The 25423-nt window shown below is 68.3% G+C and carries 25 protein-coding genes and 1 pseudogene; 18 read left to right on the forward strand and 8 right to left on the reverse strand.

Annotation, left to right across the window (positions count from 1 at the left end; translation table 11 throughout):
* Positions 1-71: 71 nt before the first annotated feature.
* Positions 72-1562 carry an MFS transporter gene (locus CDN99_RS21845; protein ID WP_088387022.1) on the reverse strand — a complete coding sequence of 497 codons (1491 nt, stop codon included), beginning with the start codon at positions 1560-1562 and terminating at the stop codon, positions 72-74.
* 189 nt (positions 1563-1751) lie between these two features.
* On the opposite strand from CDN99_RS21845, the gene CDN99_RS21850 reads away from it, so the two are divergent.
* From CDN99_RS21850 to CDN99_RS21905, 12 genes are all read left to right on the forward strand, one after another.
* Positions 1752-2660: a LysR family transcriptional regulator gene (locus tag CDN99_RS21850; RefSeq protein ID WP_088387023.1), complete on the forward strand. Its 909-nt coding sequence runs from the start codon at positions 1752-1754 to the stop codon at positions 2658-2660.
* Positions 2661-2771: 111 nt separating this feature from the next.
* Positions 2772-3497, forward strand: a complete 726-nt coding sequence (locus CDN99_RS21855) for a hypothetical protein (RefSeq protein ID WP_238139650.1) — start codon at positions 2772-2774, stop codon at positions 3495-3497.
* A gap of 58 nt (positions 3498-3555) precedes the next feature.
* Positions 3556-3987, forward strand: coding sequence for a hypothetical protein (locus CDN99_RS21860; RefSeq protein ID WP_088387024.1), 432 nt, complete (start codon positions 3556-3558; stop codon positions 3985-3987).
* Between the two features lie 140 nt (positions 3988-4127).
* Positions 4128-5207 carry an SPFH domain-containing protein gene (locus CDN99_RS21865; protein WP_088387025.1) on the forward strand — a complete coding sequence of 360 codons (1080 nt, stop codon included), beginning with the start codon at positions 4128-4130 and terminating at the stop codon, positions 5205-5207.
* Between the two features lie 43 nt (positions 5208-5250).
* Complete coding sequence (locus CDN99_RS21870; protein ID WP_088387026.1) at positions 5251-6852, forward strand: DUF4178 domain-containing protein; 1602 nt, start codon at positions 5251-5253, stop codon at positions 6850-6852.
* 17 nt (positions 6853-6869) lie between these two features.
* Entirely contained in the window at positions 6870-7094 is a 225-nt protein-coding gene (locus tag CDN99_RS21875; protein WP_088387027.1) for a DUF350 domain-containing protein, read from the forward strand.
* 10 nt (positions 7095-7104) lie between these two features.
* Positions 7105-7950 (forward strand): hypothetical protein, encoded by an 846-nt coding sequence (locus CDN99_RS21880; protein ID WP_141100917.1) that lies wholly within the window; start codon positions 7105-7107, stop codon positions 7948-7950.
* A gap of 186 nt (positions 7951-8136) precedes the next feature.
* On the forward strand, positions 8137-8616 hold the full coding sequence (locus CDN99_RS28740) for a PA2779 family protein (RefSeq protein ID WP_158218922.1): 480 nt from the start codon (positions 8137-8139) through the stop codon (positions 8614-8616).
* Between the two features lie 7 nt (positions 8617-8623).
* Complete coding sequence (locus CDN99_RS21890; protein WP_088387029.1) at positions 8624-9628, forward strand: PA2778 family cysteine peptidase; 1005 nt, start codon at positions 8624-8626, stop codon at positions 9626-9628.
* 145 nt (positions 9629-9773) lie between these two features.
* Complete coding sequence (locus CDN99_RS21895; RefSeq protein WP_088387030.1) at positions 9774-11387, forward strand: polyamine aminopropyltransferase; 1614 nt, start codon at positions 9774-9776, stop codon at positions 11385-11387.
* Complete coding sequence (locus CDN99_RS21900) at positions 11369-13027, forward strand: flavin monoamine oxidase family protein (RefSeq protein ID WP_088387031.1); 1659 nt, start codon at positions 11369-11371, stop codon at positions 13025-13027. The genes CDN99_RS21895 and CDN99_RS21900 overlap by 19 nt, the downstream gene beginning before the upstream one ends.
* Positions 13028-13199: 172 nt before the next feature.
* Entirely contained in the window at positions 13200-14009 is an 810-nt protein-coding gene (locus tag CDN99_RS21905) for an acyl-CoA thioesterase (protein ID WP_088387032.1), read from the forward strand.
* On the opposite strand, the gene CDN99_RS21910 is transcribed toward CDN99_RS21905, so the two are convergent.
* Positions 13999-14310 carry a HigA family addiction module antitoxin gene (locus tag CDN99_RS21910; protein ID WP_088387033.1) on the reverse strand — a complete coding sequence of 104 codons (312 nt, stop codon included), beginning with the start codon at positions 14308-14310 and terminating at the stop codon, positions 13999-14001. The genes CDN99_RS21905 and CDN99_RS21910 overlap by 11 nt on opposite strands.
* 8 nt (positions 14311-14318) lie before the next feature.
* The gene (locus CDN99_RS21915; protein WP_088387034.1) at positions 14319-14597 is read right to left on the reverse strand and encodes a type II toxin-antitoxin system RelE/ParE family toxin; all 279 of its coding nucleotides are present in this window, start codon (positions 14595-14597) and stop codon (positions 14319-14321) included.
* A 369-nt stretch (positions 14598-14966) separates the two neighbouring features.
* Between CDN99_RS21915 and tnpC the strand changes: the two are divergent.
* The 3 genes and pseudogenes from tnpC to CDN99_RS21930 all read left to right on the forward strand — a co-directional run.
* A pseudogene (gene tnpC, locus CDN99_RS21920) lies at positions 14967-15587 on the forward strand (IS66 family transposase); the annotation flags it as partial.
* Positions 15588-15690: 103 nt separating this feature from the next.
* Positions 15691-16209 (forward strand): hypothetical protein, encoded by a 519-nt coding sequence (locus tag CDN99_RS21925; RefSeq protein ID WP_088387035.1) that lies wholly within the window; start codon positions 15691-15693, stop codon positions 16207-16209.
* A 76-nt stretch (positions 16210-16285) separates the two neighbouring features.
* A complete protein-coding gene (locus CDN99_RS21930) occupies positions 16286-16561 on the forward strand; it encodes a hypothetical protein (RefSeq protein ID WP_088387036.1) in 276 nt (91 codons plus the stop codon).
* A gap of 36 nt (positions 16562-16597) precedes the next feature.
* On the opposite strand, the gene CDN99_RS21935 is transcribed toward CDN99_RS21930, so the two are convergent.
* The 5 genes from CDN99_RS21935 to CDN99_RS21955 form a co-directional block, all read right to left on the reverse strand.
* Positions 16598-16849, reverse strand: coding sequence for a MoaD/ThiS family protein (locus CDN99_RS21935; protein ID WP_088387037.1), 252 nt, complete (start codon positions 16847-16849; stop codon positions 16598-16600).
* A gap of 2 nt (positions 16850-16851) precedes the next feature.
* Complete coding sequence (locus tag CDN99_RS21940; RefSeq protein WP_238139656.1) at positions 16852-18072, reverse strand: molybdopterin molybdotransferase MoeA; 1221 nt, start codon at positions 18070-18072, stop codon at positions 16852-16854.
* A 67-nt stretch (positions 18073-18139) separates the two neighbouring features.
* Positions 18140-19549 carry a threonine synthase gene (thrC, locus tag CDN99_RS21945; protein ID WP_088387039.1) on the reverse strand — a complete coding sequence of 470 codons (1410 nt, stop codon included), beginning with the start codon at positions 19547-19549 and terminating at the stop codon, positions 18140-18142.
* Positions 19546-20856, reverse strand: a complete 1311-nt coding sequence (locus CDN99_RS21950; protein WP_088387040.1) for a homoserine dehydrogenase — start codon at positions 20854-20856, stop codon at positions 19546-19548. Before CDN99_RS21950 ends, thrC begins: the two co-directional genes overlap by 4 nt.
* 29 nt (positions 20857-20885) lie before the next feature.
* A complete protein-coding gene (locus CDN99_RS21955; RefSeq protein ID WP_088387041.1) occupies positions 20886-22112 on the reverse strand; it encodes a pyridoxal phosphate-dependent aminotransferase in 1227 nt (408 codons plus the stop codon).
* A 145-nt stretch (positions 22113-22257) separates the two neighbouring features.
* Between CDN99_RS21955 and CDN99_RS21960 the strand changes: the two genes are divergently transcribed.
* From CDN99_RS21960 to CDN99_RS21970, 3 genes are all read left to right on the forward strand, one after another.
* Positions 22258-22632, forward strand: coding sequence for an Mth938-like domain-containing protein (locus CDN99_RS21960; RefSeq protein WP_088387042.1), 375 nt, complete (start codon positions 22258-22260; stop codon positions 22630-22632).
* Positions 22633-22758: 126 nt separating this feature from the next.
* Positions 22759-23238: a peroxiredoxin gene (locus tag CDN99_RS21965; RefSeq protein WP_088387043.1), complete on the forward strand. Its 480-nt coding sequence runs from the start codon at positions 22759-22761 to the stop codon at positions 23236-23238.
* Between the two features lie 434 nt (positions 23239-23672).
* Entirely contained in the window at positions 23673-25421 is a 1749-nt protein-coding gene (locus tag CDN99_RS21970) for a PhoH family protein (protein ID WP_088387044.1), read from the forward strand.
* Positions 25422-25423: the final 2 nt, after the last annotated feature.

Raw genomic sequence — 25423 nt, forward strand, 5'->3', positions numbered from 1 at the left:
CGAGCCACCTTTGGGTAGTTGGGCTTGTAGCCTCCTGCGGCAAGCCGGAAGTCCGACTCCATTGGGACGCTTCATAAAGAGCCTCGAAGCACCTCACCCCGCATCACGCTCACCAGTCCCGCCACCAGCGCAAAACAAGCCGCCATTCCCAACCCGACGTGGGAGGCGTTCGACGCCGGCAGCCACGCAAACAGCAGCCCCATCAACAGGCTCCCCATGGTCTGGCCCGTCAACCGCGCGACGGCCTGCGCGCCCCCGGCCGCGCCACTCCTTTCCTTCGGCGCCGACAGCAACATGTTCCTGTTGTTGGGCGTCTGAAAGAACCCGAATCCCAATCCAGTCAGCGCGGTGAACACCACCAGCAGCGGCCTCGGATCCGCCTGAACCGGCCAGGCCGCGCACAGCGCCAGCCCCGCCGCCATGCACGCCGCCCCTGCCGCGCACAGCCTCGCCGTCGAGACCCGATCCGCCAGCCGGCCCGCCATCGGCGCGGCAAACATCACCGCGAGCGGCCATGGCGTCATCAGCAGGCCGGTTTCGAGCACGCTCAAGCCCAGCACGTGATGCATGTAGAACGGCAGCGCGACATAGCTCGCCATCTGCCCCGTGAAGCAACACACCGACGCGATCACCGACATCCGGAATGACGGCGATCGCAGCAGATCCAGCGGGATCAACGGCGCCGCGCGCGGCAGCTCGCGGCGGACGAGTAGCACCAGGCAGACCACCGCCGTGATCAGCAGCGCCCCGCCCTCCACCGGATGCGACAGCACGCGATCGCCGCCGAGGACGAAGGTCGCGAACATCCCCGCGTTGAGCGCGACGCTCCACCCGTCGAGCGGACGACGCGTCCCCGGCGTGCGCGGCAATCCACGGGCGGCCAGCAGCACCAGCAAGCCGACCGGCAGGTTCACCGCGAAGAGCCACGGCCAGCTCGCCACCGACAGGATGGCCGCGCCCACCGCGGGCCCCGCGGCCGACGCCCCGGCCACCGCCAGCGCGTTGTAGGCGATGGCCTGGCCGAGCATCCGCTTCGGATAGGTGAATCGCAGCAGCGCCAGGCCCAGCGGCATCACCGCCGCGCTGCCCAGGCCCTGCAGGCATCGCCCCGCCACCAGCCACGGCAATGACGGCGCCATCGCGCACAACGCCGAGGCCGCCGTGAACAGCGCGACGCCGCTCATGAAGACGCGCCGATAACCCAGCCGCTCGCCGAGCGCGGACGCCGGCAGCAGGAACATCACGACCACGAGTTGATAGGCCGTCACGACCCAGACCGCATCCGATGGCGACGCGTTCAGGCGCTGCGCGATGTTGGGCAGCGCGACGTTGGCGATCGCGCCGTCCAGCACCACCAGCACGATGGCGCCGAGGATCGCGGCCACCGCGGCATGGCGCTGAGGCAGCGGCACGCCATCGGTATCGGGTGCGGGATCGGATGCCGGCGCTGACGTGGAGGTCGAGGTCGAGGTCCATGCCGGCCTGGAAGTGGACGCCAATGCCCGCCCCGCGAGCGCCGCATCGGCGTCCGCATGGGGGGTCGGAATGATGGGCGAATCCATCGGCGCATTCACGGGAGACGGCGCGGACGGATCCGAAGCTGAAGAGCGGACAGCGGGCATCGGGACTGCGGGTCGGGGAGGTGTCGGTCAGCATAGGACTCGCGCCGCCACCCGGCCAGAGCGCGGCGCGCAGGGACATCCTGCGTGGCACGCCATCCGCACGCCGGCCCGCCGTGCTAGCGTCGCCCGATGGCCGACGACATCGATCTCAACCTGCTGACCGCGCTCGATGCGCTGCTCGCCGAGGGCAGCGTCGCCCGGGCGGCCGAGCGGCTGCATCTGAGCGAGTCCGCCATGAGCCGCACCCTCGCCCGGCTGCGCGAGGCCACCAGCGATCCGCTGCTCGTGCGCGCGGGCCGCACCATGGTGCCCACGCCGCATGCGCTGGCGCTGCGGGAACGGGTGCGGGAGCTCGCGCAGGGCGCCCGCGCCGTGCTGCAGCCGGCCGGCGCGGGCTGGGACCTGAACACCCTGCAACGCACCTTCACCCTGCGCGCCAACGACGGCTTCATCGAGGCCTTCGGGCCGGCGCTGGTCGCCCACGCCGCGCGGGAGGCGCCCGGCGTGTGCCTGCGCTTCGCGCCCAAGCCGGACAAGGACGTGCGCCCCTTGCGCGAGGGGCTGATCGATCTGGACATCGGCGTGCTCGGCGAGTCCGGCCCAGAGGTGCGATTGCAGGCGCTCTATCGCGACCACTTCGTGGCCGTCGTGCGGCCGGGGCATCCGCTGCTGGACGGGCCCGAGCCCGACGCCGCCCGCTACGCCGCCTGCGCGCACGTGGTGACGTCGCGCCGCGGGCGTCGCGCGGGGCCGGTGGACGAGGCGCTCGAAGCGCGCGGACTGGCGCGCCGCGTGGCCGTCGTGGTGCCGACCTTCCGGGCCGCGCTGTCGATCGCGGCGGCGACGGACCTGGTCGCCCTGGTGCCGGCGATGTTCTTCGCGCACGACCTCGCGAACGGCGCGCTGCGCGCCCTCCCCTTGCCGGTGCCGACCGAGCCGATCACCATCTCCCAGATGTGGCATCCCCGGATGGACCGGGATCCGGCGCACAAGTGGTTACGGGATGTCGTGCTGGAGGTATGCCGGGCCAAGGCCTAGGCGCCGACACTTTGGCATTAGCCAAGAGTCATTTGCGCCGGCTCGCGCCAGCCGGCAACATGCCCAGCTTGCCGCCGGACTCCCCCGCGGCCCTCTACATGGAAGCTCGCCATGGCACGTGCCGTCATTCCCGGTCCGCTCGGCTTGGACATCCGTCAGTTGCTGTCCGACTCCGGCACGCAGTGGCTCGGCCCCTCGCCGCGCCCTGGCCCGGTGGGCATGGACGCCTCCGCCGGGGACAACTGGACGTTGCTCGGCGCGGATTTCTCGCCGCCCAAGCATGAGCCGAGCGTGCCCGCGCCGCAGCGGCCCCTTGTCACGCCCGAGGGCGAGGCCCGCCCGCTCACCGCCGGCGAGATCGCCATGGCGCGCCTGCTGTTCAAGGACTCGCTCGACTACACGCAGGTCAAGGTCCACAACGGCGAGTACCTGCCCTTCGGCTGGCAGCCGGACGACACCGCCATGACGCCCAACGGCGAGATGTACTTCAACAAGAAGCACTTCAAGGAAGACTTCTCGGTCACGAGTGAATCCACGCGGCATTGGTTCATCCACGAGATGGTGCACGTCTGGCAACACCAGCTCGGCTACCCGGTGCGGCTGCGCGGCGCCATCCGCATCGGCCTGGGTTACGACTACGAATTGAAGGCGGGCACCACCCTCGGCGACTACAACATGGAATCGCAAGGGGATCTGCTCGCCGACTACTTCGTGCTCAAGCACCTGAATGCACCGCAAGCGATGAACCAGCAGCAGTTCGCGAATCAATTGACGCTTTTCGAAGAGGTCCTGAATGTCTTCCTCAAAAACCCGGCCGACACCGCGAATCTGCCTTGAGTCCGCCGCCGCGCTGACCCTTTGCGTCTGGCTGGGCACGGCCTGCGCGACCTCTCGCATGGGCGACGCCGACGTCCGCCTGCAAGACGGACAGCCCTGCTTCACGATCACCCCCAAGGAGGCCGCCCGCGGTCCGGCGATCCGTCTGCAGTCCGTGTCGATCAACGACGCGTCGACCACGCCCGTGGGCAATGTGTGGTGGGTGATGTTGGACCAGAAGCGTCTGGCGACGATGTCACCGGCGAGCTGCGTCCCCTATGGCCAGACCCCGGAAGGCGCCACGGCGAAACCGGCCGTGGCGCCCGATCTTCAGTTGGGCCGGGTGTACGAGGTCCACCTCAACACGCGGCCGTCGGACTCGTCCGACCCGACCCGGGGTTACCTCGGGAAATTCTGCTTGATGGCGGACGGGGCTGACGGGACCAATGGCCGCAAGCTGGTGCAGGTCAAGGCCGATTCGCGTGAATGGACCGAAGGGGTCTGTCGCTGAGCAACCGTCGGCGGGGGTACGCATGCCCCCATTTCCATCCGTGGAACCTCCCCCCTTGAGGGTGACCTGGGTCGACATTTCCCTGAGGGATACTCGCTCCCGGCGGTCACCTTGAACCGCGCTTTTTCGGGAGCAGCGCCATGGGCCTGATGGACTTCATCAAGAAACAGTTCATAGACATCATCCAGTGGACCGAGGACGACGACGGCGTCCTGGCCTACCGGTTTCCGATGCAGGACTTCGAGATCCAGTACGGCGGCTCCCTCACCGTGCGCGAATCGCAGATGGCCGTCTTCGTCAACGAAGGCAAGGTGGCCGATGTCTTCGGCCCCGGCATGTACAAGCTGACGACCCAGACGCTGCCGGTCCTGACCTACCTGAAGAACTGGGACAAGCTGTTCGAATCCCCCTTCAAGAGCGACGTCTACTTCTTCAGCACCCGCCAGCAGGTCGACCAGCGCTGGGGCACCACCCAGCCGGTCACCATCCGCGACAAGGACTTCGGCGCGGTGCGCCTGCGCGCCTTCGGCAATTACAGCTATCGCGTCGCCGATCCGAAGAAATTCCACACCGAGATCTCCGGCACCCGCGAGCGCTACACCGTCACCGAGCTCGACGGCCAGTTGCGCGGCCTGATGCTGCAGCACATCAGCGACGCCGTGGCGCAGTCCGGCATCCCCTTCCTGGACCTCGCGGCCAATCAGGTCGAGTTCGCCAACGCGCTGCGCGACGCGACCTCGCCCTCCTTCGAGGCCCTGGGCCTGAAGCTGGAGATGGTCACGCTGCAGAACGTCTCGCTGCCCGAGGAACTGCAGAAGATCCTCGACCAGAAGATCGGCATGGGCATGATCGGCCAGAACATGGGCCAGTTCATGCAGTACCAGACCGCGCAGGCGATCCCCAAGCTGGCCGAGGGCGTCGGCTCCGGCGGCGGCAGCGGCATCGCGGGTGACGCGATGGGGCTGGGCGCCGGACTGGCGCTCGGCCAGACGATGGCGCAGCAGTTGCAGGCCGGCCTGACCGGCGCCAATGCACCGGCCAATGCAGCGGCCCAGGCGCCCGCGCAGCCCGCCGCGCCGGTCCAGCCCCAGCCGGTCAGCGCCAGCGCCGACGAGGTGCTGCTGTTGCTCGAAAAGCTCGGCGACCTCAAGGCCAAGGGCATCCTGACCGACGAGGAGTTCGCCGCCAAGAAGGCCGAGCTGCTCAAGAAGCTGAGCTGACCCCGCTCCGCCCATGATCGAGATCGCGACGCCCGGAACCTGATTGGCTACCCCGTCCCCCCAGCGCCGCTGGCAGGCGCTTTGCCCCAATTGCGGTGCGCCGGTCGAGTTCGCCTCGGCCGCGTCGGCCAGTGCCGTCTGCAGCTTTTGCCGCTCCACGCTGCTGCGTGAAGGCGACGCGCTGCGCAAGATCGGCACCAGCTCGGAACTGTTCGAGGACTACTCGCCGCTGCAACTCGGCGCGGCGGGTCGCCACGCGGGCGCGCCTTTTGTCGTCGTCGGCCGGCTGCAGATGTCCTATGCGGACGGCAGCTGGAACGAGTGGCACATCCTGTTCGACGCCGGCGCCGATGGCGCGCCACGCAGTGGCTGGTTGGCCGAGGACAACGGCAGTTTCGTCATCAGCTTCGAGTCGCCGCTGAACGAGCGCGCGCCCGATCCGGCGCAGTTGCGGCCCGGTGGATTGCAGATGCTGGCGGGCTCGGCCTGGCAGGTGGCGTCCATCGTCGACGCGACGCTGGCCGCCGCCGAAGGCGAGTTGCCGCATCCGCCGCGGCTCCAGCAGCGTTATCCCGTCGTCGACCTGCGCAACACGCAGAACGAAGTCGCGACGCTGGAGTACGCCGATCCCGCGCGGCCGACCTGGTCGGTAGGCCGGCCTGTGGCGCTGGCGGACCTGGCGCTGACGGGCCTGCGCGCCGAGAGCGGTGCCACGCTCGCCTCCAGGTCGATGCCCTGTCCCAACTGCGGCGCGGCGCTGGAGCCCAAGCTGGAGACCACGCAGTCGATCGTCTGCGGGCAATGCCATTCGGTCGTCGACATCGCCAAGGGCGCAGGCGCCGATCTCTCGGCCTATCGCCAGAACAACGGCGGTGAGCCGCAGATCCCGCTGGGCACCACCGGCCAGCTCGCGCTGAGCGGCGGCACGCCCAAGCCGTGGCAGGTCGTCGGATACCTGGAGCGATGCGACCTGCCCGAGTCCAGCGAGGACGAGCAGACCTTCTGGCGCGAGTACCTGCTGTTCAATCGCATGGAGGGCTTCGCCTTCCTGGTCGACACCGAGGACGGCTGGAGCGTCGTGCGCCCGATCACCGGCGCGCCGGCCAAGTCCGGCGGTGGCACGGTGCAATGGCAGGACAAGCCGTTCAAGCAAAAGTGGCGCTACACGGCCAAGGTCACATACGTACTGGGCGAGTTTTACTGGCGCATCGCGCGCGAGGAACGCGCGCTGGTCACCGACTACGAGTGGCGCAACGGCAGCCGGCTGGAGCTGCTCAGCAGCGAGCAGGTCGGCAACGAGCTGACCTGGAGCCATGGCCGCGCGATGGAGGCGGACGAAGTGCGGCGCGCCTTCGCGCTGGCCGACGACAAGATGCCGACGCTGCGCCGCGATGTCGCGTCCGGCATGGACCAGGGCCGCATCCTGCGCTGGTTCATCATCGCGCTGGTGGTGATGGTGGTGCTCTTCGCGCTGCTCAAGGCCTGCAGCAGCGACAGTTGCCAGACCTACAAGGACAGCTACGGCGAGACCAGCGCCGAGTATCAGCAGTGCAAGCGCAGCAGTCGCGGCAGCGGCGTGGGCTACATCGGTTCCAGCGGCGGCTCGTACGGCGGCTACAGCAGCGGCGGCGGCGGCCACAAATAAGCTTCTAGGAGAGCGACATGGACGGATTCGAATGGCTCAAGCCCAGCATCGTGCTGGGCTCCATCCTGTATGCCGTGATCGGCGTGCTGGTGTTCTGGATCAGCTTCGTCATCATCGACAAGCTCACGCCCTACAAGCTGTGGGAAGAGATCGTCGAGCACAAGAACATGGCCCTGGCCGTGGTGGTGGCGGCGATGTGCATCTCGATCGGCCAGATCGTGGCGGCCGCGATCCACGGCTGAGGCAAGCGGCATGTCGGATCGCGATCGGCACGGACCTGGCGATGACGGGCATCGACGCGCCGCGCACGCGATGCAGGCCGGCGTCGTCGGCCTGACGCTCGCGCTGCTGGGCGCGACGGCGATCGCCGCCGATCCGCCCGCGCCGCCCAAACCGCCGCCCCGCCCGACCGGCATCGCCCCCAAGGGCGACTTCACGGCGGGCCTGGCGCGACCGGAAGGAGACCCCGGCGCCACCGGCCACGACGAACTCTCCGACGACGCCTTCCGCGCGAAGGCCGAAGCCGCCGCCATCCGCAAGTCCGGCGTGGCGGCCAAACGCAACGGCACGCGGCTGATCCTGTCGTCGAGCGGCCGGCCCATCGTCTTCGACAGCGTCTGGCCCGGCATCGGGGGCGCCAACGAGTCCGCTTTCGAGGATTACCGCTTCGACGGCCTGTCGCCGGACCGCGAGTTCTACATCGTCCGCGCGACCTATTACGAAGGCACCAACGTGCTGTGGGTGTCGCGCAAGGACGGCACCCGCCACGAGATGCACGGCGAGGCCCGACCTTCCCCGGACGGCAGCTTCATCGCGATGGCCAACGCCTCCGAGGCCCACGACTTCAACGGCATCCTGGTGTGGGAGCGCGCGCAGGGTCGCCTGATCGAGCGCTTCCGCCTGGTGCCGTCGCCCGACCAGCCCGCCTTCTACCGCTTCATGCGCTGGAAGGACGGCCGCACCGTCGAGCTGGAGAAGACGACGCGGGGCGATCCCATCACCTGCCCTCATGCCAACGAGGAAACGCTGGTGGTGCTGGTGCGCGACGGCGAGCGATGGACCTTGAAGGATGTCAGCCCCCCACGCTGCGCGCGCTGACCGCTGACCGCTGACTGGGCTGGTCGCCGGTTGCCGGTCGCTGACGCTTCCTTAACACGATCTTCCAGTGCTTTCTCGCGCGTTCTCACAGCGGATATGCATCCGTTGTGACGCCCGGTAATCGAACTTGTAACAGCGGCAGGGGCGGACCTAGGATTTCATCAATCCTTCTTTGATCGGTCCCCCATGAGCTCGCAGCCCTTCGATTTCCAGGCCTCCCAGGCCGCCCCCTCCGGTCCCGTGACGAGCCCGGCCACATACCGGACCTCGCGCCTCAAGCGGGCGGTCGCGTCGTCGCTGATCGTGTCGTGCTCGCTGATGGCGATGCCGATGCACGCCTCGGCGCAGATCGTTCCGACCGATGCGCTGGTGCAGGCCGCTGCGCCGGCCGGCAGCGTCGCCGACAGCCGCGCCCGCGTGAATGCGTTCTTCGCCCGCGACGACGTGCGTCAGGCGATGGTCAAGGAAGGCGTGGACGGCGCCTCCGCGCAGGCCCGGGTGGACGCGATGTCGGACGACGAGATCCGCGCGCTCGACGGCCGCATCGCCGAGGCACCCGCCGGCGGCGAGGTGCTCGGCATCATCTTCACCGTGTTCGTGATCCTGCTGGTGACCGACATCCTGGGCTTCACCAAGGTCTTCCCGTTCACGCGGTCGATCCGCTGAGGTCCCCATGCGCGCCGCCGTTCCGTCAACTGGGCTGCTGACCCGGGCGCCGTCTCGGGCTGGAGCTCGGGCCCGGGCGCCGGCCACGGCATTGACGCTGGCGCTGGTCCTGCTGCTCGGTGGCTGCGCGAGCACGCCGCCGCAGTTGAGCGCGCTGGAATCGAAGTGGCCGGCCCAGTTGCCGCCCCGCGCGGACCTGTCGGCCGCCACGCCCTTCATCGCGCAGGACGACTACGAGTGCGGCCCCGCCGCGCTGGCGATGCTGCTGCGCTCGGTGGGTCGGACGGCGACGGTGGAGCAGTTGAAGCCGCAGGTCTTCCTGCCCGGCCGCAAGGGCTCGCTGCAGACCGAGATGCTGGTGGCCACGCGCCGCCAGGGCCTGCCGGCCTACGTGCTGCCGCCGCGGCTGGACGCGCTGCTGGCCGAGGTGGCGGCCGGTCATCCGGTGATCGTCTTCCAGAACCTGTCGCTGGACGTGGCGCCGGTGTGGCACTACGCCGTGGCCGTCGGCTACGACCGCGAGCGCCGCACGATCCTCCTGCACAGCGGCAAGACCGCGCGGCAGGAAATGGAGCTGCCGGTCTTCGAGCGCACCTGGGCGCGCGGCGACCACTGGGCGATGACGACGCTGCCGCTGGAGCAGATGCCCGCCACGCTGGACGGCGCTCAGACCGGCGCGGCGCTGGCGGCGCTCGAACGCCTGAACGCCCCCGCCGCGCGCAAGGGCTACGAAAGCGCGCTGGCCCGCTGGCCCGGCGAGCCGGTGCTGCTGATGGGCGCCGGCAACACCGCCTACGCCGCCAAGGACCGCCGCGCGGCGGCCAAGGCCTACGGCCGGCTGACCGACGTCCGCCCCGACATCCCCGACGGCTGGAACAACCTGGCGCAGGTGCTGATGGAGCAAGGCCAGCGCTTCAAGGCGTCGCTCGCGATCGAGCGCGCGGTGGCGCTGGGCGGGCCGCGGCTGGATCAATACAAGGCGCTGCAGAAGAAGATCACCACGGGCATGTGACGCCGCCGACACGGCGCCGCCGGGCACGGTCGCCGCCTCTCGCGATGCACCGTTCGGCGTGGACCGTCGTCGACCGCCGCGTGGACTGTCGCGGCGGTGAAACGACGCCCGGCCACCGCCCTCGCGCGTGATAGCCTCGCGCCCCATGTCCGAGTCCGCAGAGCACCGCGCCGCATCGTCGCCCCCGTCGGCCGACGACGGCGAATCCCCCCACAGTCCCGGCCGCGCCACGCTGCCCGAAGTCCTGCTGCTGGCCAGCGTCTTCGTCATCGCCGCGTGCGGCCTGGTGTACGAGCTGGCGGCCGGCGCGCTCGCGAGCTACCTGCTCGGCGATTCGGTCCTGCAGTTTTCGACCATCATCGGCGCCTACCTCTTCGCGATGGGCCTGGGATCCTGGCTGTCGCGCTACATCGAGCGCCAGTTGATCGCGCATTTCCTGCGGCTGGAGCTGCTGGTGGGCGTGATCGGCGGGCTGATGCCGGCGGCGCTGTTCACCGCGCACAGCCTGCTGCCGCCGTCGCAGGTCGCGGGCTTCCGGGTGCTGCTGTACGGGCTGGTGCTGCTGGTGGGCACGCTGGTCGGGCTGGAGATCCCGCTGGTGATGCGCATCCTCAAGCGCCACTTCCGGCATCGCTACGGCCTCAAGGACCTGGTGTCGCAGGTGCTGACCTTCGACTACCTGGGCGCCTTGCTGGTCGCCGTCGCCTTTCCGCTGCTGCTGGTGCCCAACCTCGGGCTGGTGCGCACGGGCCTGTTCTTCGGCCTGCTGAACGTGGCCATCGCGATCTGGGCGTTGTGGCTGTTCCGGCCGGAGTTGCGCGCGTGGCGCTCGCATGCGCTGGGCTGCGCGGCGAGCGTGGCGGTGCTGACGGCGGGCATGATCGGTGCGGACCGGCTCAGCACCTGGGCCGAGGACCGCTTCTACGGCGAGCAGATCGTCTTCAAGGAAAGCAGCGACTACCAGCGCATCGTAGTCACGCAGGGCGCGGCGGGCACGCGGCTCTTCCTCAACGGCAACCTGCAGTTCCACTCGCGCGACGAGTACCGCTATCACGAAGCCCTCGTGCACCCCGCCATGGCCGCGCAGGGCGCGCCGCGCAATGTGCTGGTGATGGGCGGCGGCGACGGCATGGCCGTGCGGGAGATCCTGCGCTACCCGTCGGTCGAGCGCGTCACGCTGGTCGAGCTGGACCCGCACATGACGCGGCTGTTCTCGACGATGCCGCTGCTGCGGCAGCTCAACAAGGACGCGCTGCTGAGCCCCAAGCTGACCATCGTCAACACCGATGCGTTCGGCTGGCTGGAGACCAACGACCAGACCTACGACGTCATCGTCATCGACTTCCCCGACCCCAGCAACTTCGCGCTGGGCAAGCTCTACACGGCGAGCTTCTACAAGATGGTCGACCAGCACCTGAGCGCCTCCGGCTACGCGGTGATCCAGGCGACCTCGCCGCTGGTGGCGCCGCGCGCGTTCTGGACCGTCGTCAACACCGTGGAGTCGGTCGGCCTGACGGCCACGCCGTATCACGCGCACGTGCCCAGCTTCGGCGAATGGGGCTACGTGCTGGCCAGCCGCCGGCCCTGGTCGATGCCGCGCCAGCTGCCGCCCGGCCTGCGCTTCCTGAGCCTGGACGGCATGCCCGCGCTGCTGAACTTCCCGCTGGACATGGCGCGGCCCGAGGGGCTGGAGGTGAACCGGCTGTCCAACCAGGCGCTGGTCCACGAATTCGAGCGCGAATGGGGCAAACAGCATTGACGCACGGCCTGAAGCGCCGCGACCTGCTGGCGCTGTCGCTGGTGCCGCTGCTGTCGGCCTGCGGGCGCGACGCGCGCCCCGTCGCTGATCGACTCGCCACGCGGATCGCCGATCTGCCCGGTGGCTGGGTCGGGGCCGACTGGCAACGCGGTCATCGCCTGCGCGGCGCGCCGCCCGCATGGTCGTCGGTCACTGGCACGCCGCGACGCGCGCAGGTACTGGTGCTGGGTGCCGGCATCGCCGGGCTGGCCTGCGCGCGGCGCCTGCGACTGGGCGGCGTCGACGTCGCGCTGCTCGATCTGGAGGACCGCCCCGGCGGCAACAGCCGCGGCCATCGCATCGGCGCCGGTCCGACGCTGGGTGACGGCCTGCGCTGCCCGCTGGGCGCGCATTACCTGCCGACGCCGGGACCGGAGGCGGTCGAAGTCCAGCGCCTGCTGGAGGACCTCGGCCTGGCGCGTCTGGAACACGGCCACTGGGTTTACGAGGAACGCTGGCTCTGCCACAGCCCACAGGAGCGGCTCTGGTGGCACGACCAATGGGTCGACGGCCTGCTGCCGCCGGCGGAGACCCCCGAGCTGCTGACGCAGTACCGGCGCTTCGGCGAGCTGGTCGAGCGCGCGCGCCACGAGGTCGGTTTCGCGATGCCCAGCACGCACCACGCCTGGTCGCCCGCGCATCAGGCGCTGGACGCGATGACGTTCTCAGCGTGGCTGGACGGGCATGAACTGACCGCCGCGCCGCTGCGCTGGTACCTCGACTACTGCTGCCGCGACGACTACGGCGCCGATGCCACGCAGGTCTCGGCCTGGGCCGGGCTGCACTACTTCGGCAGCCGCCACGGTTTCATGAGCGGCGAGGAACGCGAGGCCGTGCTGACCTGGCCGCAAGGCAACGGGTGGCTGTCGGAGCGGCTGGCCGCGCCGCTGGCGGAGGGTTTCTTCGGCGGTCGGACGGTGCTGCGGCTGCGCGAGGAACGCCACGGCGTGGAGGTGCTGGCCTGGAACGAGCAGGCGCAAGCGCCGGAGCGCTGGCAGGCCGACCAGGTCGTGATGGCCGCGCCCCTGTTCATCGGCGCGCGCCTGCCCGAGCAACCGCCCGCCGCGTTGACCGAAGCCGCGCGCGGCATGCGATACGCGCCCTGGCTGGTCGCCAACCTGCTGCTGGACACGCCGCCGCTGGAGCGGCTGGGGGCGCCGCTCTCCTGGGACAACGTCGCCTACGGCGGCGAGGCGCTGGGCTACGTCAACGCCAACCAGCAATCGCTGGACCCGAGCCGCGGCCCCCTGGTGCTGACCGCCTACCGGGCGCTGCGCGAGTCCCAGCGCAAGGACCTGCTGCAGGACGACTGGCGCGCCTGGACCGCGCGCGTGCTGGCCGACATGGCGCCGCTGCATCCCGACCTGCCGGAGCGGCTGCAGCGGGTCGAGCTGATGCGATATGGGCATGCGATGAGCATTCCGCATCCAGGGCTGCGGGGATCGCCGGCGCTGGCGGCACTGCGCGATCGGGCGCATGGGCGCCTGCACTTCGCGCATGCGGACCTGGCGGGGTACTCGGTCTTCGAGGAGGCGTTCACGCAGGGCGAGATGGTGGCGACGAGGTTGATGGGGCACGCCGGGCGGGCGAAGGCTCGCTGAGGCCATTCGCGTGCCTGCTGGCGCAAGCCGACGCCTGACGCCACACGCGAGCGGGCGTGGTGGTCATCGCGGTCGCGCGCCCTCCGCCGGACGGACGGGTCCTTGAAGTGACAGCCGCGCACGCCGAGGATGCGCAGAATCGAGCCCGACCTTGGACTTTCCGAAACGCCTCATGCCCCACGACTTCGACCAAGCCATCCTGCTCGCGCCCGCTGGCGGTCACCGTTTCGACGGCGCGACGCATGCCGCCTACGCCAACATGGTCGGGCCTTTCGGCGGCACGACCGGCGCGGCGATGCTCAACGCGGTGCTGCTGCATTCGGAGCGCATCGGCGAGCCGATCGCGCTGACCGTCAACTTCGCAAGCCCGCTGGCCGACGGTGCCTTCGAGATCGAGGCCTGCCCCGCCCGCACGAACCGCTCGACGCAGCATTGGCAGATCGAGCTCACGCAGAACGGCGAGGTCGCGGCCACCGGTAGCGCGGTCTTCGCGCAGCGCCGCGAAACGTGGTCGGCGACGGAAGCCCAACTGCCCCCGGACATTCCGCCCGCGTCGGCGTTGCGCCGGATGTCGCAGGCCGGTTTCCCCGCCTGGGTCTCGCGCTACAACATGCGCTTCCTGCCGGGCTTCGCGCCCGGCCCGTTCACCGGCGAGGAGCAGGACCATTCCATCAGCCGCTTCTGGGTCCGCGACGAGCCGCCGCGCCCCCTCGACTTCCCGTCGCTGGCGGCGATCTGCGACTGCTTCTTCCCGCGCATCTTCATTCGCCGCCGCAGGCCCGCGCCGATCGGCACGGTGACGCTGACGACCTACTTCCACGCCGACACCCCGCTGCTCGCGCAGCAAGGCGACCGGCATGTGCTGGGACTGGCCAGGGGCCTCAACTTCCGCAACGGGTACTTCGACCAGACCGCCGAGGTCTGGAGCGACGATGGGCACATGCTCGCGAGCACGCACCAGATGGTCTATTTCAAGGAGTGAGGGCGCTGGGCCGGTACACGCGAACGCGGGATTCCAGCATGGGCTTCAGGTCGCGGGTGGCGACCCGGATGTCGAACTCGGCCTGGAGGTTCAGCCAGAACCTCGGATCCATGCTGAAGAACAGGCCGAGCCGCATGGCCGTGTCCACGGTGATCGGCCGTTGACAGTTCACCAGATCGCTGACGCGGCTTGGCGGCACGTCGATGTCGGCCGCGAGCTGACGCGCCGTCAGCTTCATGGGTTTCATGAACTCTTCGAGAAGAATCTCGCCAGGGTGGATTTCGTCGAGCAACTTAGCCATAAGAGGTCCTAGTGATAGTCGACGATCTCGACGTCGTGAGCCCCGTCCTGACGCCACACAAAACAGATTCGCCACTGATCATTGATGCGGATGCTGTACTGCCCCTTTCGATCGCCAACGAGCGCTTCGAGTCGGTTTCCAGGCGGAATCTTCAACGCTCCTAATACAGTCGCCGCATGAAGCCCGAGCAGCTTTCGCCGCGCCACGCGTTCAAGTCGCCTGAAGCGAGGCACCATCCTGCTCGAGAAAAGTGCCTCGGTGTCGGCACAGGCGAATGAACAGATCATGCCACATGATGTTCTGCTACACGGAATCCGCCAAGTAGAACAATGAGCCATCGCAACCGCCTTCACGACCCCTCTGAGCTGCCTTGCCCCCAGGCTTCAGCAGCTGTCGTCCGCGTCTCAGACGTAGGCGCCACGCCATGTCGTCTTGAATCGTCTGCGAACGATGGCAAGGATCACTTCAGCAGCAGGATCGAAGAACTGCTGTCGCATCGCTGGGTATCAGTCCGGCCAACTCACCTTGAATCGTCCGTGACCCGCGGCCAGTATGGTGCCCACCAAGTAAGTCAGGTGGACACCATGTAGACGCCAAGCGGGCCAGCCGCCGGCGTCACGATGCAGAGCTGAAGCGGCACACCGGGCAAGCCAGCTTGGCAGGGCAAGCTCGTCTGCGACGACTTCGCCGGCTACAAGGCCTGCTTCGAGCTGGGCGTGACCGAGGCTGGCTGCATGGCGCACGCGCGGCGCAAGTTCCACGAGCTCTGGGCCAACCATGGCAGCCAGGTCGGCGAGCAGGCGCTGAAGTTCTTCGGTCAGCTCTACGAGGCGGAGCGGGCTGTGGTCGGTTCCGACAGCGCGGCCCGGCTGCAGGCACGACAAGCAGCGCGGCTGCTGGCCGACGCCCTGCATCAGTGGCCGCGGCAGCAGCGACAGCGAGTGCCCGACGGCTCAGCAACCGCCCAGGCCATCGACTACAGCCTCAAGCGCTGGGCGGCACTGACGCGCTACCTCGACGACGGCGATCTGCCGATTGATAACAACTGGGTGGAGAACCGCATCCGTCCCATTGCGCTGGGGCGACAGAACTGGCTGTTCGCCCGCAGCTTGCGTGCGGGCAAACGGGCTGCGGCCGTGATGAGCCTCATCCACTCGGTCAAGCTCAATGGGCTTGATCCTTACGCCTACCTTCGTGATGTTCTGCAGCGGCTTCCGACACAGCCTGCCGTCCGTATCGGAGAGCTTCTACCGCATCGCTGGTCACCAACAGCGTGAACGCCGCCCGGCCATTGCTGTCTCTTTGCCTCAGGGATTGAAGGGATGCCTGGCCGGGATGGCCTGCTACAACATGGCCCCAACGCCACGACCGCATCAGGCCATGTTCGTCAATCCCGGCTTCGGCATCCTGACCTCGCTGCTGAGTGGGGTGGGAGCCTGCTTGTGCCTAGTCTGCCTGGACGGCCGGCCATGGCAGTCCCACGCGGAGATGACGGCGCTGCGAGAACAGCAGGTGAGGATGTGGCACGCCGCGGCACAAAGCACGGTGCTAGGCATAGTCCCCAACAGCTCGCGGGACTGTGGCTTCGTTGCGTTAGGCGCTGATCCCAGTGCGGCCCTTAAATGCGTTGAACACGCCGAACGGCATCAACTGGCCTATTGGGTGGCGTCGGAAGCGCAAGGCATCGACTCCCACGTGTGGGTGGTCGTTTTGAAGGATGCCGATGGCGCCTCGCAGCTACTTCTGGACTCGTACGGCTGGGAGACCAGCGCCTCCCGCCGACCACGCTTCGGCGTGACGGAGTTGCCTTGCGAGGCGGTCGAGGTTCACGCGGCGGTACACGTCAAGGACTCAGACGGCTTTGCGATGTACCAACCGGCTTTCGACTGTAGGCGGTAGCCGCGGCGTCGGCTTCCGGACTTCAGGGTGACTTTGGCGGACGGATACATTGCTGGGCCCAAGTCGGAACTTCGATATGACGCACCACCGAATCACCGTGGCCTGCGAGGGCCTCACCGATGTCGAAGGCACAGCAGCCGTTGCAGACGTCCTCGATGAGTTCAAAGCCCGGCCATGGCACATCGATATCTCATGTGTCTGGTCAAACGGGCGGCTGACTCTGTCGGCCAGCAATGACTATGACGCTGGCGGGATGGCCTTGCTCGACGAGTTCGGCGATGCGATCCATGCATGTGTCGATTACTCGAACCGCATCAAGCTGGCTGTGGTTGCTGTCGAAGAAGAACCCTAGGCGCCCGACCATGAAGACGGGCGCTACAGGCGACCCTCACCCGCCCGTCACCGGCGGAAAGAACGCCACCTCCGCGCCGTCCGGCACCGCCGTGTCCTCATCCATGATCTGCTGATTCAGCGCGCAGCGGATGGCACGACCACGGGCAAGCGCCTCGGCATGGGCCGCGTCGCTCGCGATCAGCATGTCGCGGGCCGAGCCCAGCGTCATGCCGGCGGCATGCGCCAGGCGTTCCTCGGAACCCAGGGCTTCGCGCAGCGAAGCGAAGTAGCGCACGGTGATCGTCATCGTCAGAAGAGGTCGTTGAAAGGCAGGAAGCGCAGCAGTTGTCCCGGCTGCACCGTGCAGCCCGGCGGCAGGTCGATCAAGCCATCGGCCCACGCCGCGGAGCTCATCACGCCGGAGCTCTGGTTGTTGAAGAGCTGCAGCCCGCCTTGATCCGTCACCCGCGCACGCAGGAACTCGCGGCGCTTGTCGGCCTTGGTCCAGGTGAACTCGGCCGGCAGTTGGTAGGCCCGGGACGCGAGTTGCGTCGCCCCCTGCATCCGCAGCAGCACGGGCCGCACGAACAGCAGGAAGGTCACGAAGCTCGACACCGGATTGCCGGGCAGGCCGACGTACCAGGTGCGTCCGCCATGGCGGGTCACCTCGCCGAACGCCAGCGGCTTGCCGGGCTTGATCGCGATCTGCCAGAGGTCGAGCCGGCCTTCGCGTTCCAGCGCGGGCTTGAGGTGATCCTCCTCGCCGACGGACACGCCGCCTGAGCTCAGGATCAGGTCCGCGTCCCGGGCCGCCTCGCGCAGCGCGGCCCGGGTCGCGTCCAGCGAGTCCGGCACGATGCCCAGGTCCCGGACCTCGCAGCCCATCGCCAGCAGCAGCGCGTGCAGCGTCGTGCGGTTGGAGTTGTAGATCTGGCCGGGGCCGAGCGGCTCGCCCGGCAACACCAGTTCGTCGCCAGTGGAAAACAGCGCGACGCGTGGGCGCGAGGCCACCGTCAGCGCCGCCGCGCCGGCCGTCGCGGCCAGGCCGAGCGCCGCGGCGTTCAGTCGATCGCCGGCGCGCAGCACCACCTCGCCGACGCGCAGGTCCTCGCCGCGGCGACGAATCGCCAGGCCGTCGGAGACCGGCCCGTTGATGCGCACCTGCCCGAGCCCCCCCGCCGGATCGGCGATCGCCTCGCACTGCTCCTGCATCAGCACCGCGTCGGCACCTTCGGGCACCGTGGCGCCGGTGAAGATCCGCGCCGCCGTGCCCGGCAGCAGCGGCCCCGGCACCGAGCCCGCGGCCACGCGCTGCGACAGCGGCAGCACCGCGCCCTCCCCGCCCAACGCGGCGACATCGGCCACGCGCATCGCGTAGCCGTCCATCGCGCTGTTGTCGTAGGGCGGCACGTCCAGCGGCGACACCAGGTCCTGCGCCAACACCCGGCCACGCGCCAGCGGCGTCGTCACCGATTCAGTCCGGCCCAACGGCGCCACCTGGCCGAGCAGGCGCTCGATCACCTCGTCCATCGGGATCAGGCCCCGCCCCGCGCCAGCGGACGGCGTCACGGGGCCGTTCGCGTCGGGCTTGTGGGCGTCAGACATGGTCGGCGATGAACTGCTTCACCAGGTCCACCGAGACCGGCATCACATGCACACGCTTGGGACGCTGCTCCAGGTCGGCCAGCGCGGCCGGCCGCGGCGGGACGATGCCCAGCGCTTCCTCGATCGTGACGGCGAACTTGGCCGGCAACGCCGTTTCCAGTACCAGCATCGGAATGCCGGGCTCGCGTTTCTCCAGCGCCACCTTCAGGCCGTCGGCCGTGTGCGTGTCGATGATCTGGCCATAGCTGCGATGGCAGCGCTGGATCGTGGCCACCCGATCCTGATGCGTGCTGCGGCCCGAGACGAAGCCGTAGCGCGCCGAGATACGGGCGCGCTCCTCGGCGCTGACCTCGAAGAAGCCCTGCGTCGCGAGCTCCTCGGCGAAGAGCCGGCGCACGCGCGTCGCGTCGCGATCGAGCAGGTCGAACACGAAGCGCTCGAAGTTGCTGGCCTTGGAGATGTCCATCGACGGGCTGGACGTCTCCAGCGTCTGCGCCGCGCCGCGCGGGCGGTAGACGCCGGTGCGGAAGAACTCGTCGAGCACGTCGTTCTCGTTCGTCGCCACGACCAGCTGCGCGATCGGCAGGCCCATCATGCGGGCCACGTGGCCGGCGCAGACGTTGCCGAAGTTGCCCGACGGCACGGTGAAGCTGACCTGCTCCGCATCCGTCTTCGTCGCCTGGAAGTAGGCCGCGAAGTAGTAGACGACCTGCGCCAGCAGCCGCGCCCAGTTGATCGAATTGACAGTGCCGATGCGATGCGCGCGTTTGTAGTCGAGATCGTTGGAGACGGCCTTGACGATGTCCTGGCAGTCGTCGAACACGCCCTGCACGGCGATGTTGTGGATATTGGCGTCCTGCAGGCTGAACATCTGCGCCTGCTGGAACGGGCTCATGCGGCCGTGCGGGCTGAGCATGAAGACCTGCACGCCGGCCTTGCCGCGCATGGCGTACTCGGCGGCGCTGCCGGTGTCCCCGGACGTGGCGCCGAGGATGTTGAGCGTCTCGCCACGGCGGCCCAGCTCGTACTCGAACAGCTGGCCGAGCAGCTGCATCGCCATGTCCTTGAACGCCAGCGTCGGGCCGTTGGACAGCGCCACCAGCGCCAGGCCGGGCTCCAGCGGCTTGAGCGGCGTGATCGCCGGCGTGCCGAAGACGGCCTCGGTGTAGGTCCGGTGGGCGATGGCCTTCAGGTCCGCGGCGGGGATGTCGTCGATGTAGAGCGACAGGATCTCGAAGGCCAGGTCGGCATACGACAGGCCGCGCCAGCGCGCGAGCGTCGCGGCATCGACGCGCGGGTAGGACGTGGGCAGGTACAGCCCGCCGTCCGGCGCGAGGCCTTCCAGCAGGATGTCGCTGAAGTGGCGCTCGGTCTTGTCGCCGCGGGTGCTGAGGTACTTCACGCCAGCTCTTCCTTGCGCAGCTTCACGATCGGCGCCAGCACCGTCTCCAGCGCCTGCATCTGCGACAGCGCCTTGTTCATGCGGCCTTCCTGCGTGTCGTGCGTCAGGATGATCAGGTCGGTCTGGCTCTCACCCTCGGCCGACTCGCGCTGCAGCACCGCGTCGATGCTGATCTGGTGCTCGGCCAGGATGGTCGTGATGCGGGACAGCACACCCGCCTGGTCCGCCACGCGCAGGCGCAGGTAGAAGGCCGTCTGCACCTGGTCCATCGGCAGGATCGGCGTGTTGTTCATCGCGTCCGGCTGGAAGGCCAGGTGCGGCACGCGGTGGTCCGGATCGGCCGTCGCCAGGCGCGTGATGTCGACCAGGTCGGCGATCACCGCCGAGGCTGTCGGCTCCGCGCCGGCGCCCTTGCCGTAATACAGCGTCGTGCCGACCGCGTCGGCCTGCACCAGCACCGCGTTCATCGCGCCCTCGACATTGGCGATCAGGCGGTTCGACGGGATCAGCGTCGGGTGCACGCGCAGCTCGATGCCGTTGTCGCGCCGGCGCGAGATGCCCAGCAGCTTGATCCGGTAGCCGAGCTGCTCGGCGTATTTGATGTCGGTCGCCTGCAGCTGCGTGATGCCCTCGACATGCGCCTGGTCGAACTGCACCGGGATGCCGAACGCGATCGCGCTCATGATCGTGGCCTTGTGCGCGGCGTCCACGCCCTCGATGTCGAAGGTCGGATCGGCCTCGGCGTAACCCAGGCGCTGCGCTTCCTTCAGCACGGTGCCGAAGTCCAGGCCCTTGGAGCGCATCTCCGACAGGATGAAGTTGGTCGTGCCGTTGATGATGCCGGCGATCCACTCGATGCGGTTGGCGGTCAGGCCCTCGCGCAGCGCCTTGATGATGGGAATGCCGCCGGCCACCGCGGCCTCGAAGGCGACCATCACGCCCTGCTCGCGCGCGGCGGCGAAGATCTCGCCGCCGTGCACCGCCAGCAGCGCCTTGTTGGCCGTCACCACGTGCTTGCCGGCCTTGATCGCGTCCAGCACCAGCGTCCTGGCGATGCCGTAGCCGCCGATCAGCTCGACGACGATGTCGATCTCGGGGTTCGCGATCACCTCGCGCGCGTCCGACACCACCGTGCAGGCGTCGCCGACGATGCTGCGCGCGCGCTCGACGTCCAGGTCGGCCACCATCGCGATCTCGATGCCCCGGCCGGCGCGTCCGCGGATTTCCGCCTGGTTGCGGCGCAGCACCTGGAACGTGCCGCCACCGACGGTGCCAATGCCCAGCAGGCCAACTTTGATCGGATTCATGGTCGAGTGTCTTTCAGAGGGTCGAGGGGTCAGCGTGCGTGGCGCTTGCGGTAGGTCGCCAGGAAACGCTCGATGCGGCCGACGGCCTCACGGAGATCGTCCGTGTTGGGCAGGAAAACGAGCCGGAAATGATCGGGGGCCTGCCAGTTGAAGCCCGTCCCCTGCACGATCAGCACCTTTTCCTCGGCCAGCAGCTCGTAGGCGAACTGCTGGTCGTCCTCGATCGGATAGATCTTGGGGTCCAGGCGGGGGAACATGTACAGCGCCGCCTTCGGCTTCACGACGCTGACGCCGGGAATCTGCGATAGCAACTCGTAGGCGAGATCACGCTGACGCGCCAGCCGGCCGCCCGGCGCCACCAGGTCCTTGATCGACTGGTAGCCGCCCAGCGCCGTCTGGATCGCCAGTTGGCCGGGCGTGTTGGCGCACAGGCGCATCGAGGCCAGCATGTTCAGCCCCGTGATGTAGTCCAGCGCGTGCCGCTTGTCGCCAGACACCACCATCCAGCCGGCGCGATAGCCGCAGCTGCGGTAGTTCTTGGACAGGCCGTTGAAGGTCAGCGTCAGCACGTCGTCGGACAGCGCGCCGATGCTGGTGTGGACGTGGCCGTCGTAGAGCGTCTTGTCGTAGATCTCGTCGGCCAGGATGATCAGCTGATGCTGGCGGGCGATCTCGACGATCTCGCGCAGCAGCGGCTCGGGATACAGCGCGCCGGTCGGGTTGTTGGGGTTGATGACGACGATCGCCTTCGTGTGCGGCGTGATCTTGGCGCGGATGTCGGCGATGTCCGGAAACCAGTCGCTGGATTCATCGCAGACGTAATGCACCGGATTGCCACCCGACAGCGCGACGGCGGCCGTATACAGCGGGTAATCGGGGGCCGGCAGCAGTACCTCGTCGCCGTTGTCCAGCAGCGCGTTGAGCGCCATCACGATCAATTCCGACGCCCCGTTGCCCAGATAGACGTCGTCCACGCCGACGCCCTGGATGCCCTTTTCCTGGCAGTAATGGACGACCGCCTTGCGGGGCGCGAACAAACCCTTGGAATCGGTATAGCCGGCGGCGTCGGGCAGATTGCGGATCATGTCCTGGACGATTTCATCCGGCGGCTGCAAACCGAAGGCGGCGATATTGCCGATGTTCAGCTTGATGATCTTCTGGCCCTCTTCCTCCATCTGCCGGGCCTTGTCCAGCACGGGTCCGCGGATGTCGTAGCAGACGTTGGCCAACTTGCTGGACTTGGTGACGGTTCTCAAGATGACTCCAGGCGATGGTCCGGGGCAGGAGGCCGGATCGCGGTTTCAGAGGGGAAAATCGGGCTCACGATTTAAACACAGGGTAATCGCGGGTAATCGCGCGCCGTCGCCGCGCGAGCCTGCGTCGCTGCCAAAATCAGCCTCAATGAAATTTCAACTCGACCAGCCGCAGGGCGGCAACAACATCTCCAGGCACGACGGCACCTGCGTGTGGGTGAACGGCGTCGAGCACCGCCACAGCGTGCTCGTGCCCTGGCAGGGCAAGCCGGAAGACTGGCGACTGACGCGCTTCGAGGACCTCGCCGAGTCCCACTTCGAGCGCATCCTCGCGCTCAAGCCGGAGCTGGTGATCTTCGGCAGCGGCCCCAGGATCCGCTTCGCCAGGCCCAACCTGTACCGCGCGCTGATCCAGGCCCGCATCGGCATGGAGACGATGGACATCGGCGCGGCCTGCCGCACCTACAACGTGCTGGCCAGCGAAGGCCGCGCGGTGCTGGCGGCGTTGTTGATCGAGACTTGAACGGGCGCCTCTCCCCCTCTCTGGGGAGCACATGACTCGTCCTTGTGGGTCGGGGCGAGGAACAACCCATTCAACGTATAATCGTTGGCTATGCCCGCCCGGGCACATCTCTCTGAAGAACGCCACATGACGCCAGCGCTCAACAAACCCCTTCCGGACATTGAAGCTCTTGCCACGGGAGGCGTGAAGTTCACACCCCAGGCCTTTCTCGGTCGAGTCGTGGTGTTGTACTTCTATCCCAAGGACAACACCCCGGGCTGCACCACAGAAGCGATGCAGTTCCGCGACCATCACAAGGAATTCGTGAAGGCCGGCGCCGTCGTGCTGGGTGTTTCGCGCGACAACATGATCTCGCACGACAAGTTCAAACAGAACCTGGAACTCCCGTTCGACCTGATCGCCGACACCGAAGAGAAACTCTGCCACATGTTCGGCGTGGTGAAGAACAAGATCATGTACGGCAAGAAGGTCAAGGGCATTGAACGCTCGACCTTCCTGATCGACGCCCAAGGTGTCCTGCGCGAAGAATGGCGCGGCATCAAGGTTGCCGGCCACGTCGAGGAAGTCCTGAAGGCCGTCAAGGCGCTGAAGAAGGAAACGGCCTGATCGGCTGATCCCGGCTTCCGGGCGCCCTGCTCCGACCGCGGTCCGCCAGCGGTGATCGGGGCGGGCCGACGAGTATCCGCCCAGCCGGCCCGGCGCACGCCGCGGCCGGCTTTGTTTTTCGCGTGCCCGCAGCGATATGTCGCGCGGCAGCCTCGTCCTGGGGCCATGTGCCGCCCTTGAAATTCGCGTCATCGGCGGTGGCCGTGAGTTGTGCATAATCGGCTGATGCCCCTGTGCCTGATCGCAGCGAACGAATCTCGACGGACGAGCCGCACCGCCCCCGGTGCGGCTTTTTGTCTTCTTGGGACCGCTGACGACGCCGAGGCCGTCGATGCCGCCGACACCTCCGGCATCGTCAACGCCCGTCAGGCCTCGGGCATGACCCCTGGTCCGCGTGGACCCAGGCTCATCACGCAAGCCCCGCACCCCCGCACATGCCACTGCCCAAGCCTCCGACCAAGCGCGCCAGCCGCCTAGACTCCCAAGCCTTCGCGACCGATCTGTCGCCCAGCAAACGCCCTCCCGCGCTCGAGGCCTCGCCCGTCACCGCCGCCGCCAACGTCGTCCAGGCCGAACAGCCGGTCGTCGCGCCGCGCCTGGCGTTGCCGTCGGTGCCGCCCGTGGCCCCGAAATCCTTCGCCTCGGGCACGCCCCGCCCCCGCAACGAGCCGATCGAGGCCCGCGGCGGCGGCTCCCCCGCCCTCGCCCTGGTGGCCCCGGCCGCCGACAAACCGCCCGCGAAGAAAACCGCCGGCGGTCGGGCCAAGGCGCGTCGGCCGGCGGGCGATCCGAAGCTGTTCGTGCTCGACACCAACGTGCTGATGCACGACCCGATGTCGCTGTTCCGCTTCGAGGAGCACGACATCTACCTGCCGATGATCACGCTGGAGGAACTCGACGGCCACAAGAAGGGCATGACCGAGGTTGCCCGCAACGTGCGCCAGGTCAGCCGCGACCTGGACGCGCTGGCCGCCAGCCTCAAGTCGAGCTCCATCGAGGAGATGTCCAAGGGCCTGTCCCTGGCCGAGACCGGCCATCGCGAGGCCGGCGGCAAGCTGTTCTTCCAGACCACGCTCTTCGACACCCCGTTGCCGCAGGGCCTGCCGCAAGGCAAGGCCGACAACCAGATCCTGGGCGTGGTCCAGGCGCTGAAGCAGCAGCAGCCGAGCCGCGAGGTCGTGCTGGTGTCCAAGGACATCAACATGCGCATCAAGGCCCGCGCGCTGGGCCTGCCGGCGGAGGACTACCGCAACGACAAGACGCTGGAGGACTCCGACCTGCTGTACACCGGCGTGCAGGCACTGCCGGCGGACTTCTGGGAGCGCCACGGCAAGACGATGGAGAGCTGGCAGCAAGGCGGCTTCACCTTCTACCGCATCAGCGGCCCGCTGGTGCCGACGCTGCTCGTCAACCAACTGATCTACCTGGAGGCCCCCGGCGCCGCGCCGCTGTACGCCAAGGTCCAGGAGATCACCGGCAAGACCGCGGTGCTGCGCACCTTGAAGGATTACGGCCACCAGAAACACTCGGTCTGGGGCGTCACCGCACGCAACCGCGAGCAGAACTTCGCGCTCAACCTGCTGATGGACCCGGACTGCGACTTCGTCACGCTGACCGGCTCGGCCGGCACCGGCAAGACGCTGATGACGCTGGCGGCCGGCCTGTCGCAGGTGCTGGACGAGCGTCGCTACAGCGAGATCATCGTCACCCGCGTGACCGTCCCGGTGGGCGAGGACATCGGCTTCCTGCCCGGCACCGAAGAGGAAAAGATGGGGCCGTGGATGGGCGCCCTGGACGACAACCTGGAAGTGCTGGCGCGTGGCGACAGCACGGCGGGCGAATGGGGTCGGGCGGCGACGAACGACCTGGTGCGCAGCAAGATCAAGATCAAGAGCTTGAACTTCATGCGCGGCCGGACCTTCCTGAACAAGTACGTGATCATCGACGAGGCGCAGAACCTGACGCCCAAGCAGATGAAGACCTTGATCACCCGCGCGGGTCCGGGCACGAAGATCGTCTGCCTGGGCAACCTCGCGCAGATCGACACGCCGTATCTGACCGAGGGCAGTTCCGGCCTGACCTTCGCCGTCGACAAGTTCAAGGGCTGGGCCCACAGCGGTCACGTGACGCTGGCCCGCGGCGAGCGCTCTCGCCTCGCGGACTTCGCCTCCGAAGTCCTTTAACT

This window comes from Roseateles aquatilis (assembly GCF_002205645.1).
In the GTDB taxonomy this organism is placed as follows: domain Bacteria; phylum Pseudomonadota; class Gammaproteobacteria; order Burkholderiales; family Burkholderiaceae_C; genus Roseateles; species Roseateles aquatilis.

What these genes read in the sequence shown, in the direction of transcription:
- CDN99_RS21845 (WP_088387022.1), bottom strand. Translation starts at nt 1,562, where the DNA reads ATGGATTCGCCCATCATTCCGACCCCCCATGCGGACGCCGATGCGGCG.
- CDN99_RS21850 (WP_088387023.1), top strand. Translation starts at nt 1,752, where the DNA reads ATGGCCGACGACATCGATCTCAACCTGCTGACCGCGCTCGATGCGCTG.
- CDN99_RS21855 (WP_238139650.1), top strand. Translation starts at nt 2,772, where the DNA reads ATGGCACGTGCCGTCATTCCCGGTCCGCTCGGCTTGGACATCCGTCAG.
- CDN99_RS21860 (WP_088387024.1), top strand. Translation starts at nt 3,556, where the DNA reads ATGGGCGACGCCGACGTCCGCCTGCAAGACGGACAGCCCTGCTTCACG.
- CDN99_RS21865 (WP_088387025.1), top strand. Translation starts at nt 4,128, where the DNA reads ATGGGCCTGATGGACTTCATCAAGAAACAGTTCATAGACATCATCCAG.
- CDN99_RS21875 (WP_088387027.1), top strand. Translation starts at nt 6,870, where the DNA reads ATGGACGGATTCGAATGGCTCAAGCCCAGCATCGTGCTGGGCTCCATC.
- CDN99_RS21880 (WP_141100917.1), top strand. Translation starts at nt 7,105, where the DNA reads ATGTCGGATCGCGATCGGCACGGACCTGGCGATGACGGGCATCGACGC.
- CDN99_RS28740 (WP_158218922.1), top strand. Translation starts at nt 8,137, where the DNA reads ATGAGCTCGCAGCCCTTCGATTTCCAGGCCTCCCAGGCCGCCCCCTCC.
- CDN99_RS21890 (WP_088387029.1), top strand. Translation starts at nt 8,624, where the DNA reads ATGCGCGCCGCCGTTCCGTCAACTGGGCTGCTGACCCGGGCGCCGTCT.
- CDN99_RS21895 (WP_088387030.1), top strand. Translation starts at nt 9,774, where the DNA reads ATGTCCGAGTCCGCAGAGCACCGCGCCGCATCGTCGCCCCCGTCGGCC.
- CDN99_RS21900 (WP_088387031.1), top strand. Translation starts at nt 11,369, where the DNA reads ATGGGGCAAACAGCATTGACGCACGGCCTGAAGCGCCGCGACCTGCTG.
- CDN99_RS21905 (WP_088387032.1), top strand. Translation starts at nt 13,200, where the DNA reads ATGCCCCACGACTTCGACCAAGCCATCCTGCTCGCGCCCGCTGGCGGT.
- CDN99_RS21910 (WP_088387033.1), bottom strand. Translation starts at nt 14,310, where the DNA reads ATGGCTAAGTTGCTCGACGAAATCCACCCTGGCGAGATTCTTCTCGAA.
- CDN99_RS21915 (WP_088387034.1), bottom strand. Translation starts at nt 14,597, where the DNA reads ATGATCTGTTCATTCGCCTGTGCCGACACCGAGGCACTTTTCTCGAGC.
- CDN99_RS21925 (WP_088387035.1), top strand. Translation starts at nt 15,691, where the DNA reads ATGTTCGTCAATCCCGGCTTCGGCATCCTGACCTCGCTGCTGAGTGGG.
- CDN99_RS21930 (WP_088387036.1), top strand. Translation starts at nt 16,286, where the DNA reads ATGACGCACCACCGAATCACCGTGGCCTGCGAGGGCCTCACCGATGTC.
- CDN99_RS21935 (WP_088387037.1), bottom strand. Translation starts at nt 16,849, where the DNA reads ATGACGATCACCGTGCGCTACTTCGCTTCGCTGCGCGAAGCCCTGGGT.
- CDN99_RS21940 (WP_238139656.1), bottom strand. Translation starts at nt 18,072, where the DNA reads ATGGACGAGGTGATCGAGCGCCTGCTCGGCCAGGTGGCGCCGTTGGGC.
- CDN99_RS21950 (WP_088387040.1), bottom strand. Translation starts at nt 20,856, where the DNA reads ATGAATCCGATCAAAGTTGGCCTGCTGGGCATTGGCACCGTCGGTGGC.
- CDN99_RS21960 (WP_088387042.1), top strand. Translation starts at nt 22,258, where the DNA reads ATGAAATTTCAACTCGACCAGCCGCAGGGCGGCAACAACATCTCCAGG.
- CDN99_RS21965 (WP_088387043.1), top strand. Translation starts at nt 22,759, where the DNA reads ATGACGCCAGCGCTCAACAAACCCCTTCCGGACATTGAAGCTCTTGCC.
- CDN99_RS21970 (WP_088387044.1), top strand. Translation starts at nt 23,673, where the DNA reads ATGCCACTGCCCAAGCCTCCGACCAAGCGCGCCAGCCGCCTAGACTCC.